This is a genomic window from Streptomyces sp. NBC_00029 (genome assembly GCF_045160505.1).
Taxonomy (GTDB): Bacteria; Actinomycetota; Actinomycetes; order Streptomycetales; family Streptomycetaceae; genus Streptomyces.
In genome coordinates this window covers 5,199,421-5,215,487 of sequence record NZ_CP108292.1, presented here as the reverse complement: position 1 = coordinate 5,215,487, position 16,067 = coordinate 5,199,421, and the positions used below count along the sequence as shown (strand labels likewise).

The 16,067-nt window shown below is 70.6% G+C and carries 20 protein-coding genes; 14 read left to right on the top strand and 6 right to left on the bottom strand.

All coding sequences use genetic code 11. The features are described 5' to 3' along the window. The first annotated feature begins 57 nt into the window (after positions 1–57). From OG753_RS24425 to OG753_RS24415, 3 genes are all read left to right on the top strand, one after another. Positions 58–405: a DUF6247 family protein gene (locus OG753_RS24425; protein ID WP_405790131.1), complete on the top strand. Its 348-nt coding sequence runs from the start codon at positions 58–60 to the stop codon at positions 403–405. Continuing rightward, entirely contained in the window at positions 402–692 is a 291-nt protein-coding gene (locus OG753_RS24420; RefSeq protein WP_405790130.1) for a hypothetical protein, read from the top strand. Before OG753_RS24425 ends, OG753_RS24420 begins: the two co-directional genes overlap by 4 nt. Before the next feature lie 115 nt (positions 693–807). Continuing rightward, positions 808–1,605, top strand: coding sequence for a VOC family protein (locus OG753_RS24415; protein WP_327266885.1), 798 nt, complete (start codon positions 808–810; stop codon positions 1,603–1,605). Here OG753_RS24415 and OG753_RS24410 read toward each other — a convergent pair. After that, the gene (locus OG753_RS24410; protein WP_405790129.1) at positions 1,574–2,035 is read right to left on the bottom strand and encodes an ATP-binding protein; all 462 of its coding nucleotides are present in this window, start codon (positions 2,033–2,035) and stop codon (positions 1,574–1,576) included. The genes OG753_RS24415 and OG753_RS24410 overlap by 32 nt on opposite strands. A 152-nt stretch (positions 2,036–2,187) precedes the next feature. Between OG753_RS24410 and OG753_RS24405 the strand changes: the two genes are divergently transcribed. From OG753_RS24405 to OG753_RS24385, 5 genes are all read left to right on the top strand, one after another. Beyond that, complete coding sequence (locus tag OG753_RS24405) at positions 2,188–2,679, top strand: Scr1 family TA system antitoxin-like transcriptional regulator (RefSeq protein WP_405790128.1); 492 nt, start codon at positions 2,188–2,190, stop codon at positions 2,677–2,679. Then, the gene (locus OG753_RS24400; RefSeq protein ID WP_405790127.1) at positions 2,636–2,974 is read left to right on the top strand and encodes a DUF5753 domain-containing protein; all 339 of its coding nucleotides are present in this window, start codon (positions 2,636–2,638) and stop codon (positions 2,972–2,974) included. Before OG753_RS24405 ends, OG753_RS24400 begins: the two co-directional genes overlap by 44 nt. Beyond that, positions 2,971–3,216 (top strand): DUF397 domain-containing protein, encoded by a 246-nt coding sequence (locus OG753_RS24395; RefSeq protein ID WP_405790125.1) that lies wholly within the window; start codon positions 2,971–2,973, stop codon positions 3,214–3,216. The genes OG753_RS24400 and OG753_RS24395 overlap by 4 nt, the downstream gene beginning before the upstream one ends. 535 nt (positions 3,217–3,751) lie before the next feature. Next, positions 3,752–4,963: a hypothetical protein gene (locus OG753_RS24390; RefSeq protein WP_405790124.1), complete on the top strand. Its 1,212-nt coding sequence runs from the start codon at positions 3,752–3,754 to the stop codon at positions 4,961–4,963. Position 4,964: 1 nt separating this feature from the next. Then, positions 4,965–5,777 carry a hypothetical protein gene (locus OG753_RS24385; RefSeq protein WP_405792788.1) on the top strand — a complete coding sequence of 271 codons (813 nt, stop codon included), beginning with the start codon at positions 4,965–4,967 and terminating at the stop codon, positions 5,775–5,777. A gap of 386 nt (positions 5,778–6,163) precedes the next feature. Here OG753_RS24385 and OG753_RS24380 read toward each other — a convergent pair whose 3' ends face one another. Further along, complete coding sequence (locus OG753_RS24380) at positions 6,164–6,940, bottom strand: TetR/AcrR family transcriptional regulator (protein WP_405790123.1); 777 nt, start codon at positions 6,938–6,940, stop codon at positions 6,164–6,166. A 100-nt stretch (positions 6,941–7,040) separates the two neighbouring features. Between OG753_RS24380 and OG753_RS24375 the strand changes: the two genes are divergently transcribed. Further along, a complete protein-coding gene (locus tag OG753_RS24375) occupies positions 7,041–7,976 on the top strand; it encodes an ATP-binding cassette domain-containing protein (protein ID WP_405790122.1) in 936 nt (311 codons plus the stop codon). 5 nt (positions 7,977–7,981) lie between these two features. Then, positions 7,982–8,728: an ABC transporter permease gene (locus OG753_RS24370; RefSeq protein WP_327266883.1), complete on the top strand. Its 747-nt coding sequence runs from the start codon at positions 7,982–7,984 to the stop codon at positions 8,726–8,728. Positions 8,729–8,790: 62 nt separating this feature from the next. On the opposite strand, the gene OG753_RS24365 is transcribed toward OG753_RS24370, so the two are convergent. Both OG753_RS24365 and OG753_RS24360 read right to left on the bottom strand, forming a co-directional pair. After that, positions 8,791–9,063, bottom strand: coding sequence for a DUF1876 domain-containing protein (locus OG753_RS24365; RefSeq protein WP_109778371.1), 273 nt, complete (start codon positions 9,061–9,063; stop codon positions 8,791–8,793). Positions 9,064–9,139: 76 nt separating this feature from the next. Continuing rightward, entirely contained in the window at positions 9,140–9,871 is a 732-nt protein-coding gene (locus tag OG753_RS24360; RefSeq protein ID WP_405792786.1) for a helix-turn-helix domain-containing protein, read from the bottom strand. A 269-nt stretch (positions 9,872–10,140) separates the two neighbouring features. Between OG753_RS24360 and OG753_RS24355 the strand changes: the two genes are divergently transcribed. Genes OG753_RS24355 through OG753_RS24345 form a run of 3 tightly spaced genes read left to right on the top strand, consistent with a single transcriptional unit; the run spans position 10,141 to position 12,568 of the window. After that, positions 10,141–10,806, top strand: a complete 666-nt coding sequence (locus tag OG753_RS24355) for a DUF4097 family beta strand repeat-containing protein (protein WP_327263816.1) — start codon at positions 10,141–10,143, stop codon at positions 10,804–10,806. Between the two features lie 20 nt (positions 10,807–10,826). After that, a complete protein-coding gene (locus OG753_RS24350) occupies positions 10,827–11,786 on the top strand; it encodes an ATP-binding cassette domain-containing protein (RefSeq protein WP_405792784.1) in 960 nt (319 codons plus the stop codon). Beyond that, positions 11,783–12,568: an ABC transporter permease gene (locus tag OG753_RS24345; RefSeq protein WP_327263815.1), complete on the top strand. Its 786-nt coding sequence runs from the start codon at positions 11,783–11,785 to the stop codon at positions 12,566–12,568. The genes OG753_RS24350 and OG753_RS24345 overlap by 4 nt, the downstream gene beginning before the upstream one ends. A gap of 129 nt (positions 12,569–12,697) precedes the next feature. Here OG753_RS24345 and hemB read toward each other — a convergent pair whose 3' ends face one another. Together hemB and OG753_RS24335 are read right to left on the bottom strand one after the other, a co-directional pair. Beyond that, a complete protein-coding gene (gene hemB / locus OG753_RS24340) occupies positions 12,698–13,699 on the bottom strand; it encodes a porphobilinogen synthase (protein WP_327263814.1) in 1,002 nt (333 codons plus the stop codon). Between the two features lie 112 nt (positions 13,700–13,811). After that, positions 13,812–14,876, bottom strand: a complete 1,065-nt coding sequence (locus OG753_RS24335; protein ID WP_327263813.1) for a saccharopine dehydrogenase NADP-binding domain-containing protein — start codon at positions 14,874–14,876, stop codon at positions 13,812–13,814. A 145-nt stretch (positions 14,877–15,021) separates the two neighbouring features. On the opposite strand from OG753_RS24335, the gene OG753_RS24330 reads away from it, so the two are divergent. Further along, positions 15,022–15,972, top strand: a complete 951-nt coding sequence (locus OG753_RS24330; RefSeq protein ID WP_405790121.1) for a GlxA family transcriptional regulator — start codon at positions 15,022–15,024, stop codon at positions 15,970–15,972. The last annotated feature ends 95 nt before the right edge of the window (positions 15,973–16,067 follow it).

Below are 16,067 nucleotides of genomic sequence, written 5' to 3'. Positions count from 1 at the left end.
CCGCTGCCGGACCCCGACGGCTAGGGTGGACGTGTCCGATCCGAGGAGGAACCGGAAATGACGACCGCGACACCTGAGCCCGGCGGGTCCGTGCCGCCGATGCCGGAGTACACGCCGAAGGCGTTGCGCGCCGCCATGGCCGCCCACGCTCCGGCGCTGCTGCCCGACTTCGACAACGCCTGGCGGCAGCAGATCGCCGACGCCTACGACATCGCACCGGTGCCCGCGTTCATGGCCCGCTGGTGGGGCGAGTACGCCCTCGCACGCGACTCCGGGCTGGACCGCCATGTCAGCGATCTCGAAAAGCGGGCGGCCGAAGCCACGGACGCCGAAGCGGCCCGCAAACTCCTCGACGAGGCCTCTCGCATCCGCCACGAGCTGCGCGAGCGGGAGCCCGGCGAGTGAGCGAAGAGTTCACCGGGCCGCCGTGGGCCGTGGACTGTACGCAGGACGCCGAGAAGTACCGGCTCGGTCTGCCCGAAGCTGCCCGCGAGGCGCTGTGGGAAGTCCTCTTCGTGCTGCGCACGTCGCACGCCCCGTACCGCGGGGAAGACGTGGAACCCGCACGGTCCACCGTCCCCCGGGGCCCGCACATCGCGTACTTCGACGGCTTCCGCGGCTGGATCCGTTTCACGTTCCTCCCCCGGGTGGCCGAGCCGCAGATCGTGGTCGAGGAGATCTTCTGGCAGTAGGAGCGGGCAGCGCGGTCCAACTGTTCACCCGTACGGCTCGATTCGGGCCGTACGGGCCGGGTAGGGGACGGCCCGTCCTTCCCCGCATCCGCCACCGGAGGCATCCGTGCCCGACATGAACGGCCCCTACAAGCCCGGCACTCCCTGCTGGATCGACCTGATGGCCCCCGACCAGCAGGCCGCCCTCGACTTCTACTGCGGCCTCTTCGGCTGGCAGGGCGAGGTCGGCCCCGCCGAGCAGGGCGGTTACTCCGTCTGCACCCTCAAGGGCCGGCCCGTCGCCGGCATCATGAAGGCCATGAACCCGGACGGCACCGTCCCCGACCCGATGCCGCCGACCGTGTGGACGACGTACCTGTCCACCGACGCCATCGACCCCACGATCAAGTCCGTCACCGACGCGCACGGCACGGTCCTGATGGGCCCGATGGACGTCATGGACCTCGGCCGGATGGCCGTCGTCGCCGACCCGACCGGCGCCGTGGTCGGCCTGTGGGAGCCGGGCTCCTTCGACGGCGCGGGCATCGTCAACGAGCACGGGGCCCTCGTCTGGAACGAGCTCAGCACGAGCGACGTCCCCGCCGCGGCCGCGTTCTACTCCGCCGTCCTGCCGGTCTCCACCGCGGCCTCGACGATGCCGGGCGCCGAGGGGTACACGGAGTTCAAGGCCGCCGGCCGCGCGGTCGGCGGGATGATGAACCTGGACAAGGCTCCCCCCGGCACTCCCCCGCACTGGCTGCCGTACTTCCACGTCGACAACGTCGACGAGATCCAGGCCGCCGCCGTGGGGGCCGGGGCCACCGCCCTCGCCCCCGCCTTCGACATGGTGGCGGGCCGCATGGCCGTTCTGGCCGACCCGCAGGGCGCCCCCTTCGCGGTGATCACGGCGACGATGCCGGAGCAGCCCGCGTAACGCGGCCGGGCGCACGGGGGACGCCCTCCCCGTGCGCCCTCCCCGTCCGGAACTCGCACCAGACGACCTTCCCGGGGGTCCGCGCCAGCACCCCCCAGTCGTCGGCGAGCGCGGCGACGAGGGTGAGGCCGTGCCCGTGCGGCCGCCCGGTGATCCGGGACAGCCCGGGCCCGCTGTCGTGCACCTCGATGCGCAGGGTCGCGTCCTCGAAGCCGAACAGCCGCAGCAGGTACCCGCGGCCGGGCGGGACGCCGTACCGCAGGGCATTGGTCGCGAGCTCGCTCACACAGAGCGACATGTCGTCGAGGCGGTCGACGGCGCCCCACGCCTGCAAGGTGTCACGTGTGAACTGGCGCGCAGCTGCGACGGTTCGGGGCGAGCGCGGGTGGAGCCGCTCGCGCACGAGGGCCGCCTGAATAGTTGGATTCACAGGACGATCGTCGCGTTGCGTGACTAGCGTGTGGCCGGGCGCGGACCCGTACTCCTCGATGAGTACGGGTCCGCGCGGGGTATTCCGCCTGCGCGGGTGGGGAGTTCGCTGTCATGCCACCGAGGAAACGAGTACGGCCGAACGCGACGACCATGAAGATGGTCGGTACGCAGGTGGCCGCCGCGCGGATCGCCAAGAACCTGACTCAGCGGCAGCTCGGGGAGCTGGTGCGGTTGGATGCGGAGAGCATCGCGTCGATCGAGCAGGGGCGGCGGGCGCTGATGCCGAATGTCGCGGAGCTGATGGACCTGCACCTGGGGCTACCGGGCCTGCTGACCGTTGCGGCAAACGGGATGCCGGAGGCGGACGCGACGCCGCCATGGGCCGAGGAGTACATGGACCTTGAGGACAGTGCGATTGCGCTCTCCTGGTTCGACAACCAGGTCGTTCCGGGCCTGCTCCAGACGGAGAACTACGCCCGGGCCGTCTTCAAGTGCCGCGTCCCGGCCCACCCCGAGGCGGAGGTCGAGGCACTGACCGCCCGCCGGATCGCGCGTCAGGGGATCCTGCCGCCGCAGTACTCCGCCGACCCTGAGCTTCGTGGTCTGGGAGGCCGCACTCCGCGACCGGCTCGGCGGGGATGAGGTGTACGCGGAGCAGCTGCGCCACCTCCGTACAAGCAGCGGTCTGCCGGACGTGAGCCTCCAGGTGATGCCGCTGGGACGCACCTCCCACGCGGGCCTCAACGGCCCGTTCATCCTGCTGGAAACCCCGGATCACCAGCACCTTGGCTACACCGAAACCCAGCGCGGCAGCCAGCTCATCTCGGACCCCAATGAGGTCAGCATCTTGGCGCGCAAGTATGCAATGCTGCGGACTCAGGCCCTCAACACCGAGCAGACGCGGGGCCTGTTGGACCGCCTGCTAGGAGAGACATGAGTGCCACGACTGCACTGAAGTGGTTCAAGTCCAGCTACAGCGGTGACGAAGGCGGCGCCTGCCTGGAGGTCGCCGTGGCCTGGCACAAGTCCTCGTACAGCGCCAGCGAGGGCGGCGACTGCGTCGAGGTGGCCACCAGTGCTCACACCATCCACGTCCGGGACTCGAAGGTCCAGGACGGGCCGATCCTGGCGCTCGCGCCGACGAGCTGGGCGGCGATGATCGGCTGGCTTGCTCGATAGCCCTGGCGAGGGCCGGCGGCAGCCAGTGGCACACGTGTCGCGAACCGGGGCGGCGGCATGGGAACGGTGTCCGTGCTGGGCGGCATCAGGGATGTGTATGGGGGTTTCCCGTCAGTCCCATCGTCTCTCCGTGTCGGGCCGGCCCCTCAAGGGCGCTCGTTCCTCGCGTCGCTGCGCGATGGCCTGCGGCCACCCTTGACCGCCCGTCCCGCCCCGGACATACGAAGACTGCCGGGAAACCCCCAAAGGAACGGGCCGGGGGATGCTTATCAGGAACGGGATGGTCGGAGAAGCCCGACCCGGTCGGGCGTGAGAGGCACGTCCAGGAGGCGGGGCCCATCGAGACCGGGCCCCGGGTCGGGGGTGGCGCGTCCGATCGCTACGCGCTCCTCACCTCTCAGCGTCTCCAGGCCGTACTGGGCCAGGCACAGGCCGCCCCGGATCGCTACACGCTTCCCGATCACGCGACTGCGAGCCGCCCAGGGCTGGTCCACGGTTCAATTCATCAAGATCTACGAAGGGCAGGTGCCGTTTCATGTACCCGGCAGGGCTGACAGAGGCCTGCATCGATGATGCGAGCAACATCCTGGTCGCGCCTTCTGCGTTGCAGGACGACGACTTGATCAGGGACTTCTTCGGGTCCGTGATCACGCCGGAGGACCTGGGTTCGGCGGACCTCTCGCAGAAGACCGTCTACCTGTGTGGCGATGTGTCCGGCATCGGCGAATTGCAGGCGGCGGAGCGGGTGTTCGTCGTCCGGGAGCTGTCGCACGGTTACCGCGGGGACGTCGACAGGCCTTGGACCCTCGTCGGTGTCGGCCGAGTTCCCGTCCGGGTGCACGGCGCCGGCGTGTACTACCGCCGCTTCTTCGACCTCGACGCCGATCACTTCGGACGGATCCGTGCGGAGCACGCCTTCCAGTCCCTGACGGAGTCCACCAAGCCCGGAACGGCCCATCGCAGCGGGATCTATCTGACGCCCGTCGAGCAGAGCGGTGACGAGCTGCATTTCCGTCTGCTGCGGTGCTCCACGAATCTTTCGGGGCCGACCGAGGGTTTTCGCCCGACGGACACCCGGATCGTCGAGGCCCTGAATCGCGAGGCCGCCACCGTATTCCGGGACCAGGCGCCGCTGAATCATGTCCTCGCGCAGATCTACCACAACACCCTGGCCACGACTGACCGCAAGCAGTCGAAGGCGAAGATATCGGCGCATGCTGACAAGACGAAGGACATGCCCGTCAATGGGATCATGGCCTTCTGCACCTTCTATGACGGGCTCGACAAGCTGCATCCGATGGCCGACGACGCCTTCGACTATGGTCTGAAGCGTGCCAGCGGGCTGACCCGGCTCCACTTCCGACTCAAGGAACCGGAAGGCGACGGGGGTGGGCTTCCCCAGCAATTCGCCGTGACCCTCTATCCCGGGTCCGTGTTCTTCATGCCGCTGTCCACCAACCGCCTGTATACGCATGAGATCAGGCCTTCGACACTGGGCGCCGAGATGCTCCCGACCCGGCTGGGATACGTGGTGCGCTGTTCGAGCGCCGAAGCCGTTCACAAGAACGGCCACGCGTTTCTCAAAACGGCCGGGGATCTGGTGGAGCTGGGGCCGCCGACATCCGAGGGCATGGACGAACTGCGGAGGCTGTACGCCGAGGAGAACAGGACCTCGTCCTTCATCGACTACGGCGACAAGTTTCTCTTCAGCATGAACACGGGAGACTACGTTGCCCCCCGAGCCTAGGATCCCGGTGGTCATCTCGCGCTCTCTGCCGATCGGGCAGGATCTCTTTGCGGACCTGTCCGCGTCGGCTCGTCTGGAAGACGTGGGAAAGGGCCGGCGAGGTGCCGCGCTCACCCGGATCGGCGAGGCGGGGTGTGTGCCTCTCGTACGCACCACCACTCAATACAGCAGCCCGGCGCAGCGTTTCCACGCGGTGCACGAACGGCTGGCGCAGAAGATTCAAGAACATACGGCGATCCCGGTCGGCTTCAACAATGCTCTCGTGGAGAGCTACACGAATGCGTACAGAACCATGGGCAGCCATTCCGACCAGGCCCTGGATCTGGCCGACGAGTCTTTCATCGCCGTATTCTCCTGCTACCAACATCCCGAATCGAACCCACCGAGGAAGCTGATCTTCGAATCAAAGGGGTCCGATGCCGACAATTTCGAGATCCCCCTCACCCACAACGGTGTTGTCGCGTTCTCCGTCGAGTTGAACCGGCGATTCAAGCACAAGATCGTGCTGGACACCGTCCCGACGGCGGACAACCAATGGCTGGGCGTAACGTTTCGCACGTCGAAGACCTTCCTTCGGTTTCGCGACGGACACGCGTACCTCCCGCAGGGCGCGCGCCTCACTTCGGCCGATGACGAGCAGAGGCACGAGTTCTACCGACTACGGCGCCGCGAGAACGACGAAACCGACTTCACCTACCCACCGCTGACGTACACCGTGAGCGAGAGCGATCTCCTGCCGCCCGTCCGACCTGCTGCGCTTCCGCTCCCATCAGCCCCGGACAAGGACCGGACGCCGTCATCGGGAAGCGTGTAGCGATCCGGGGCGGCCTGTGCCTGGCCCAGTACGGCCTGGAGACGCTGAGAGGTGAGGAGCGCGTAGCGATCGGACGCGCCACCCCCGACCCGGGGCCCGGTCTCGATGGGCCCCGCCTCCTGGACGTGCCTCTCACGCCCGACCGGGTCGGGCTTCTCCGACCATCCCGTTCCTGATAAGCATCCCCCGGCCCGTTCCTTTGGGGGTTTCCCGGCAGTCTTCGTATGTCCGGGGCGGGACGGGCGGTCAAGGGTGGCCGCAGGCCATCGCGCAGCGACGCGAGGAACGAGCGCCCTTGAGGGGCCGGCCCGACACGGAGAGACGATGGGACTGACGGGAAACCCCCATACACATCCCTGATGCCGCCCCGCCGAAACCCCGCCCCCTCAGACCCCGCCCGGCACCGACCCCGCCCGCCCCGCGATCAGCGCCGCCAGGCCGTCCAGGATCCGGTCGAGCCCGAAGCGGAACTGGAAGTCCGGCTCGTCCGAGCCCGTGAACGCGTCGGATTCCAGTAGCCGCGTCACGGCCGGGTGCGTGTCCGGGCCGGTCATCAGCCGCAGGGTCCGCAGGTACTGCGCCATCACCTGGTCCGGGGCGGCCCCGGACTTCACGATCGCGTCGATCATGTCCGCCGCCATGGTGGCCTCGTTCCGGACCAGGCCGCCGATCAGGATGATCGTGGAGAGCTTCTCGCCCTCCTTCAGACCCGTGCCGGCCATCGAGGCGAGCCCGCGTTCCATCCAGGCGAGCTGGTTCGGGCTGACGGGTGCCCCGGTGAGCGGGATGCGCAGGATCCAGGAGTTGGCCATCAGGACGGCCCGCTGCGCGTACGCCCACTCCGAGAGCAGCTCCCGCCAACCCGCGCCTTCGCCGGCGGCGACCGGCGGCGGGGCGCCGACGCCCGCGTCCGACATCAGGATGTAGAGCTCTTCCTTCGCCGTGACGTACCGGTAGAGGGACATCGTCGAGACGCCCAGCTCCTTGGCCACCCGGCCCATGGAGACGGCGTCCATGCCCTCACTCGCGGCCAGCGTCACGGCCGCCTCCACGATCTTCGGCAGCGTGAGCGTGGGGCGCGGCCCCTTGCCGGGGCGTTCGCGCAGGCCCCAGGCCATCTCCAGGCTCGCCGGGAGCCCGGTCTCGCTGTCCTCTTCCGCCATGACCGCCCACTCCTCGATTGACCCCCATCCTAGTTCTGTGTATTACTTACACAGAAGAGCGTAAGGCATACGCAGAAACGGCGAAGGGAGCACCGTCCCCATGACCGCACACGCCTCCGGCGGCCTCGGCATCCACGCGACCGGCCTCACCAAGTCCTACGGCGACCTCCGCGTCCTGGACGGCATCGACCTGGCCGTCCCGCGCGGCAGCGTCCTCGCCCTCCTCGGTCCCAACGGCGCCGGCAAGACCACCACCGTCCGGATCCTGGCCACCCTCACCGCCGCCGACTCCGGCACCGTCCGCATCGCCGGGCACGACACCGCCACCGAACGCTCCCGGGTCCGCGAACTGATCTCCCTCACCGGCCAGTTCGCCGCTGTGGACGAGCTCCTGACCGGCGCCGAGACCCTGCGCATGATGGGCCGTCTGGCCGGGCTCTCCCCGCGCGCCGCGCGCAGCCGTGCCGACGAGCTCCTCGCCCGGTTCGGCCTCACGGAAGCGGCCGGCCGCACGGCGAAGACGTACTCGGGCGGTATGCGGCGGCGGCTCGACCTCGCCGCGAGCCTCGTCTCGCGCCCCGAGGTGATCTTCCTCGACGAGCCGACCAACGGCCTCGACCCGCGCAGCCGCCAGGACGTGTGGGACCTCGTAAGGGAACTGCGCGCCGACGGCACCACCGTCCTGCTGACCACCCAGTACCTGGAGGAGGCCGACCGGCTCGCCGACCGCGTCGCCGTCCTCGCCGACGGACGGATCGCCGCCGAGGGCACGCCCTCCGCCCTCAAGTCGCGCGTCGCCGGCCACCGGCTGGACCTCACCCTGACGGACCGGGCCGCCTACGACACCCTCAGCCCGCGCGCGGTCCACCGCGCCCCGGACGAGCTCACCCTCGGCCTCGCCACCGACGGGAGCGCCTCCCACGTCCGGGCGCTGCTCGACGAACTCGACCCGGACCGCACCGCGGTCGACCGCTTCACCCTGCGCAGCGCCACCCTCGACGACGTCTTCCTCGCCCTGACGGGAGCCCACCGATGACCGCCATGCCCGTGAGCGCCTTCGCCCTGGCAGGCCGCAGCCTGCGCATCAGCAGCCGCCGGCCCGACGCGCTGATCGCCGCGTTGATGCTGCCCGTCATGCTGATGCTGATCTTCGTCTACTTCTTCGGCGGGGCCATCGACACCGGGACGGCGTACGTGACGTACGTGGTCCCCGGCGCCATGCTGCTCTGCGCGGGGTTCGGCGCGGCCTCCACCGCCGTCAGCGTCAGCGAGGACATGACGAACGGGGTCATCGACCGCTTCCGCTCCCTCGACATCGGCGGCATCCCGATCCTCGCCGGGCACGTCGCGGCCTCCGTGGTGCGCAACCTGATCTCCACCGCCCTGGTCCTCGCCGTCGCCCTCGCGATCGGCTTCCGGCCCCAGGCGGGCCCGGCCGCCTTCCTCGCCGCGGCCGCCCTGCTGCTGACGTACATCACGGCGATCTCGTGGCTGGCGGCCGCGCTCGGGCTGCTCGCCAAGTCACCGGAGGCTGCGGGCGGGTTCACCTTCCTGATGATGTTCCTGCCGTACCCGTCCAGCGCGTTCGTCCCCATCGAGACGATGCCCGGCTGGCTGCACGGCTTCGCCGACCACCAGCCGCTGACCCCGGTGATCGAATCCCTGCGCGCCCTGCTCCTCGACCAGCCCGCCGGGGACGCCCCGTGGATCGCCCTGACCTGGTGCGCGGCCATCACGGCCGCGGCGGTGACCCTGGCGGGCATCCTCTTCGGCACCCGGACCCGCTGACCGCTTCCCGCCGAGCGACCCCGGGGGAGCCGCTCGGCGGGAAGCCGAAGGAGTTCTGCCGCTCAGCGGTTGAGCGGGTACGAATGACGGCCCGTCGCCTCGTCGATCTCGGCGTGGGCCTTCTGCAACATCTGCGACGCGAGATCCATGAGCGCGCGAGCGCCCGCGATCTCTTCCCCGACCCTCAGCTGCTCCGGGTCGGAGGGATGGCGCAAGGCATAGCCCCGCGCCTTGATCTCGGAGCCGTCCCCGAGCCTGACCAGGGCCGCCGCACTGGTGCGGTGGCCCTCCTCGGTGAATTCGAGCTCCACATGCCACCCGACGAGCGTGGCCATGGTGCATCACCTCCAGGAGGTCACCCTCCCTCCAGAGTGCGCCCGCGGCCCGTACGACGCGAGCCGGGAGCCGGGCTCAGGCCTCGTCGTCCGGGGGTGTCGCGGGCTTCGTGTGGAGGACCGCGCGGGCCTGTTCCGCGGCGCGGGTGATGCCCTCGGAGACGAAGTCCATGAAACGGGCGATGTTCTCCAGGCGGTTGGCGGCCGGGGTGTCGGGGCCGAGGATGCTCACGCCCTGGCGGGCGGTCGCGATGATCTGCTCGTTGACACGGGCCGAGGCGATCGTCGCCTGGTACCAGACGTCGTCGTCGACGAAGTACCGCTCGCGGCGGCGTTCGTCGCGTTCCCTGCGGACGAGGCCCTGGCCCTCCAGGAACGTGATCGCCTTGGAGATGGACGCCGGGCTGACCTGGAGGCGCTGGACGAGTTCGGCCGCGGTGAGGCTGCCCGAGTCCGTTATGTACAGGCAGGCCATCACCCGGGCCATCATCTTCGGCGTCCCCGCCCGGACGAGGACGTCGGTGAACACCTCCTCGTACTCGCGCACCGCCTCGGCGTCGCGCCCGTGGGCCTGCGCAGGCGCCTCGGCTCCTCGGGGCACGGGCTGCCTGCGGTGGGCGCGGCGTTCGGTGGCGCGGTGGGCCAGGTCGGCGCGGTAGCCGTTGGGGCCGCCGTTGCGCATGACCTCGCGCGAGATCGTCGAGGTCGGACGGTCCAGACGCCTGGCGATCTCGGCGTACGCGAGGTCGTCGGCCAGTCCCAGCGCGATCTGCTGGCGTTCCTGCTGGGTGAGCCTGCCTCCCGGCATCGCGGTCTCCTTCGTGATCGTCCGTGGTGGTCCGTAGTAGTCCGTGGCGTCCCCCACTATAGCGTTCACCTCCATTTCATTGCAACGAACAACACCCCGCTTGTTGCATTAAGCGCGAAACCATTGCAATGAAATTTAGCTTCTGACCTGCAGCTTCCGCATTGATGCGCAACGAGTGCGTTGCTAGAACATCGAACGCAACGTAGCTTTTCACTCATCAGAAACGGCAGGGCGCACGGAGCGCCCGCCGCGGAAGAAGGAGAATCACCATGCAGAAGTTCGCCACCCCGACCCCGGTCACCACCGTCCTGGACATCCCCGCCGGACGCATCCGGTTCATCGCCGCCGACCGGGCCGACACCACCGTCGAGATCCTCCCCGCCGACGCCTCCAAGGGCCGCGACGTCAAGGCCGCCGAGCAGACCACCGCCGCATACGCGGACGGCGTCCTGCGGATCGCGGCAGCGCCGGCCAAGAACCGCATCCTCGGCAACTCCGGTTCCGTCGAGGTCACCGTGCAGCTCCCCGCCGGCTCCCGCATCGAAGCCAAGGCCGCCAGCGCCGAGTTCCGCGGCGTCGGACGCCTGGGCGAGGTCACCTACGAAGCCGCCCACGGCACCGTCAAGCTCGACGAGACCGCCGGCGCCCGCCTCACCCTCCAGGCCGGCGACATCACCGTCGGCCGCCTCGCAGGCAACGCCGCGATCAGCACCCAGAAGGGCGACCTCCACATCACCGAGGCCACCGGCGGAGACCTCGAACTCTCCACCCTCTCCGGCGATGTGAACGTCGGCGCCGCCCGCGGAGTCTCCGCCTCCCTCGATGCCGGCACCACCTACGGCCGCATCCACAACACCCTCAAGAACAGCGGCGCCGCCGGCCTGACGATCCGCGCCACCACCGCCCACGGCGACATCACCGCCCGCAGCCTCTAAGGAGAACCGACATGACCGGCATGAGCGACCTGGCGATCGCGGCGAACGGGCTGCGCAAGTCCTACGGCGACAAGACCGTCCTCGACGGCATCGACCTGGCCGTCCCCGAAGGGACGATCTTCTCCCTGCTCGGCCCGAACGGCGCCGGCAAGACCACCGCCGTCAAGATCCTCTCCACCCTCGTCACCCCCGACGCCGGCGACCTGTACGTCGCCGGCCACAACCTGGCCACCCGCCCCCAGGCGGTCCGCGCCTCGATCGGTGTCACCGGCCAGTTCTCCGCCGTCGACGGGCTGATCACCGGCGAGGAGAACATGCTCCTCCTCGCCGACCTGCACCGCCTGTCCAAGCACGAGGGGCGGCGGGTCACCGCCGAACTCCTGGAACGCTTCGACCTCGTCGAAGCCGCGAAGAAGCCCGCCTCCACCTACTCCGGCGGCATGAAGCGCCGCCTCGACATCGCCATGACCCTGGTCGGCAGCCCGCGGATCATCTTCCTCGACGAACCGACCACCGGCCTCGACCCGCGCAGCCGCCACACCATGTGGCAGATCATCCGCGAGCTCGTCACCGACGGCGTGACCGTCTTCCTCACCACCCAGTACCTGGAGGAGGCCGACCAGCTCGCCGACCGCATCGCCGTCCTCAACGACGGGAAGATCGCCGCCGAGGGCACCGCCGAAGAACTCAAGCGCCTCATCCCCGGCGGACACGTCCGGCTCCGCTTCACCGACCCGGCCGCCTACCGCTCCGCCGTCCTCGCCCTGGGCGAAGTGACCCGGGACGAGGAGTCCCTCTCCCTGCAGATCCCCAGCGACGGCAGCCAGCGCGAGCTGCGCGCCGTCCTCGACCGGCTCGACGCGGCCGGCATCGAGGCGGACGAGCTGACCGTCCACACCCCCGACCTCGACGACGTGTTCTTCGCCCTCACCGGCGGCGGCACCCGCATCCCCCACCAGACCCAGGAGAACGCCCGATGAGCTCCCTCGCCCTCGCCGCCCGCGACTGCTCCACGATGCTGCGCCGCAACCTCCTGCACGCCAGGCGCTACCCGTCGCTGACCCTGAACCTGCTGCTCACCCCGGTGATGCTGCTCCTGCTCTTCGTCTACATCTTCGGCGACGTGATGAGCGCGGGCATGGGCGGCGCCGGCCGCTCCGAGTACATCGCGTACGTCGTCCCCGGCATCCTGCTGATGACCATCGGCAGCACCGTCATCGGGGCCGCCGTGTCCGTGTCCACCGACATGTCCGAAGGGATCATCGCCCGCTTCCGCACGATGGCGATCTACCGCGGCTCCGTACTCATCGGACACGTCGTCGGCAGCGTCCTGCAGTCCATCGCCAGCGTGGTCCTCGTCGGCGCCGTCGCCGTGGCCATCGGCTTCCGCTCCACCGGCGCCACCGCCCTGGAATGGCTCGCGGCCTTCGGACTGCTCTCGCTCTTCGCCCTGGCGCTCACCTGGATCGCCGTCGGCATGGGCATGGCCAGTCCCAACGCCGAGGCCGCCAGCAACAGCGCGATGCCGCTGATCCTGCTGCCGCTCATCTCCAGCGCCTTCACCCCGATCGACGCGATGCCGGGCTGGTTCCAGCCGATCGCCGAGTACCAGCCCTTCACACCCGCCATCGAGACCCTGCGCGGCCTGCTCCTGGGCACCGAGATCGGCCACAACGGCTGGCTCGCCCTCGCCTGGTCCATCGCCCTGATCGCCCTCGGCTACCGCTGGTCGACGGCGAACTTCAACCGCGACCCGAAGTAACCGGCATGACAGCACGGCCCGTTCCGCCCCAGGGCGGCGTCACTCCGACACCCGGTCGGCGTACGCCGCCCCGTCGGCGTTCCCGCCCGACCGCCCACGCGACCGCCCGGCAGGCCGCCCGCCACAGCCTCAGCGGGTCTCGCGCAGCCAGCCCGCCACCTCGGTCGCCCAGTACGTGAGGATCGTGTCGGCGCCGGCCCGCTTGATACCCAGCAGGGTCTCCAGAATGGCCCGGTCGCGCTCGATCCAGCCCTTCTCCGCCGCCGCCTCGATCATCGCGAACTCACCGCTGATCTGGTACGCCGCCACCGGTACGTCCACCGCCTGCGCGACCCGGTGGAGGATGTCGAGGTAGGGACCGGCCGGCTTGACCATCACCATGTCCGCACCCTCCTCCAGATCGAGGGCCAGCTCCCGCAGCGACTCCCGGGCGTTCGCCGGGTCCTGCTGGTACGTCTTGCGGTCGCCCTGCAGCGAGGAGGCGACGGCCTCGCGGAAGGGACCGTAGAAGGCGGAGGTGTACTTCGCCGTGTAGGCGAGGATCGAGACGTCCTCGTGCCCGGTCTCGTCCAACGCGTCACGGATGACGCCGACCTGCCCGTCCATCATCCCGCTGGGCCCGACCACGTGGACGCCCGCGTCCGCCTGGACCTGCGCCATCTCCGCGTACCGCTCCAGCGTCGCGTCGTTGTCGACGCGCCCGTTCTCGTCCAGCACACCGCAGTGGCCGTGGTCCGTGTACTCGTCCAGGCACAGGTCCGACATGATCACCAGGTCGTCCCCGACCTCGGCCTTCACGTCGCGGATGGCGACCTGCAGGATCCCGTCCGGCTCGGTGCCCGCCGTGCCCAGCGCGTCCTTGTTCTCGTCCGCCGGGACACCGAACAGCATGATCCCGGAGACCCCCGCCTCGACCGCCTCGACGGCGGCCTTCCGCAGCGTGTCCCGGGTGTGCTGCACGACACCCGGCATCGCGGAGATCGCCAGGGGCTCGCTGATGCCCTCCCGGACGAACGCCGGGAGGATCAGGTCCGAGGGGTGCAGCCGGTTCTCCGCGACCATCCGCCGCATCGCCGGGGTGGTGCGCAGCCGGCGGGGCCGCGAACCGGGGAAGGATCCGTACGCGCTCATCTTCAGTCGCCTCTTCGAGCATCGACAGCAGTCCGGACAAGGGTAGAGCCCGGCTCCCCCGTGCCCGGGCGCCACCCGTCCCAGGGGGTGTCCTGCCGATCGCGCCGGACGGTCAGTGCGCGAGCTCCACCGACAGGTACGGGGCCAGCGCCCGCAGGAAGTCCGGGGCGTCGAACATCGCCGCGGCCGAGGCCACACCCGTCGTCCGGGTCCGCCCGGACAGGATCCGCTCGACGGCCTCCACCGCCAGGGGCGCGGTGACGGCGTAGATGTCCCGGCCCCGGGCCGTGGCCCGGCGCTCGGCGCCGCCCGCACGGACCAGGACGTCGACGACGAAGGTCTGGTCCGAGCGGCCGAGGTCGTCGACCGCCTCCGGCGCCGGTGTGTCCGCCCCGGCGAGGTCCCGCGCCGCCTCCACCGCCATGTAGGTGCGCACCTCGGGCACGGCCACGTGACTGGGCACCGTGACGACGTCGGCCATGGTGAACTCCGCGATCACCTTCCGCCGGCCCAGCGGCTCCGGGAAGAGCCACTCCTGCTCCGCCGGCTCGTCGTCGTGGTACTGCAGCGCGCCGCCCGTGAACCGCACCCGGCGGCCCGCGCGGCGCTCGTGGGACACCGCACCGGCCTCCCGCGTGCCCGCCGTGGGCTGCCAGCTGCTCAGCCCGTACGCGACGTGCACCTCGTCCGCCGCGGTCCGCTCCCCCATGGCCGCGCTCACGAGCAGGTCGCCCAGGCCCCCGTAGAAGGCCATGGCCGGCACCACGGGCACCTCCGCCTTGCCGGCCGCCACCGCGTGGTCGGCGAACATCGCCGCGTTCGCCTCGATCTCCGCCGCGACGTCGACGTACGGGATCCCCGCGCGCAGGGCCGCCTCGACGACCGGGCCGCCCGTCACCGCGAACGGTCCGGCGGCGTTGATGACGGCCGCCGCTCCGGCGAGGGCACGGTCCAGGGAGGCCGGGTCGTCCACGGTGGCCGGGCGGACGAGCACGTCCGCGCCGCCGTCGGCCGCCAGCGCCTCCAACTGCGTCGCGCTGCGACCGGAGACGACGGTGGCGATGCCGCGCCGGCGCAGCTCGGCGACGATGAAACGACCGGTGTGTCCCGTCGCCCCGTAGACCACCACCGCGCCCGCCGCAGTCGCCCTGTCCCTCGTGCCGTCCACCGTGTTCATCGCGTTCTCCCCGTCCCCTGTGTCAGCTGCGTCCGCTGCGGCCCGTGCGCTCTGTGCGCTCTGTGCGGCTCGATGAACCCAGTCTCGGGGCGGTCCGGGCCCGGACGTGAGGGTCCGGAACGACAGCACCCGTACACTTTCGGACATGCCCACCGTCGCCCTGGCGGCCGCCGGTCACCTGCTGCACTTCGAGCTGGCGGTGGCCCACGAGATCTTCGGCAATCCCCCGCCCGACGCCCCGCAGGGCTGGTACGACGTACTGCTCTGCGGCCCCGGCCCGCTGCGCGTCGGCCCGTTCACCGTCGAGCCCGACCACGGCCTGGAGCACCTCGCCCGGGCGGACACCGTGATCGTGCCCGCCTGCGCCGACATCGACGAACCTCCGCCGCCCGAGCTGGTCGACGCCGTGCGCGCCGCCCACGAGGCGGGCGCCCGCATCGCCTCCCTGTGCACCGGTGCCTTCGTCCTGGGCGCCGCGGGCCTCCTCGACGGCCGCCGGGCCACCACCCACTGGGCGCACGCCGCGGAACTGAGCGCACGTCATCCACGGGCCGAGGTCGACCCCGACGTGCTCTACACGGACAACGGCAGCGTGCTCACGGCCGCGGGCAAGGCCGCCGCCGTCGACCTGTGCCTGCACCTGGTCCACCTCGACCACGGCGCCGCCGTCGCCAACGCCGTCGCCCGCCGTCTGGTCATGCCTCCGCACCGGCCCGGCGGCCAGGCCCAGTTCGTGACCACCCCGGTCCAGGCCAGCGGCGGCGACCACCAGCTCGCCGACCTCCTCGCCTGGGCGCAGCAGCGCCTGGACCGGCCGCTGACCGTCACCGACATGGCGCGCAGGGCCGGCACGAGCCCGCGCCACCTCGGCCGGCAGTTCCGGGCGGTCACCGGCCGGACGCCACTGCAATGGCTGCTGACCCAGCGCGTGCGCCGCGCCCAGGAACTGCTGGAGGCCACCGACGACACCGTCGAGGCGGTCGCCGTCGCCACCGGCATGGGTACGGCCACCACCCTGCGGCGCCAGTTCAAGCGCGTCGTCGGGGTCCCGCCCGACACCTACCGCCGCGCGTTCCGCAGCGCGAACCCGGCCTGACCGCGGCCCAGGCGCCCCGTCCGGGCACAACGGGGTTACCGGGGCCGGACGGACGAAGGGGCCCGGGCGCTCAGCGCACCCGGGCCCCTCTGCGA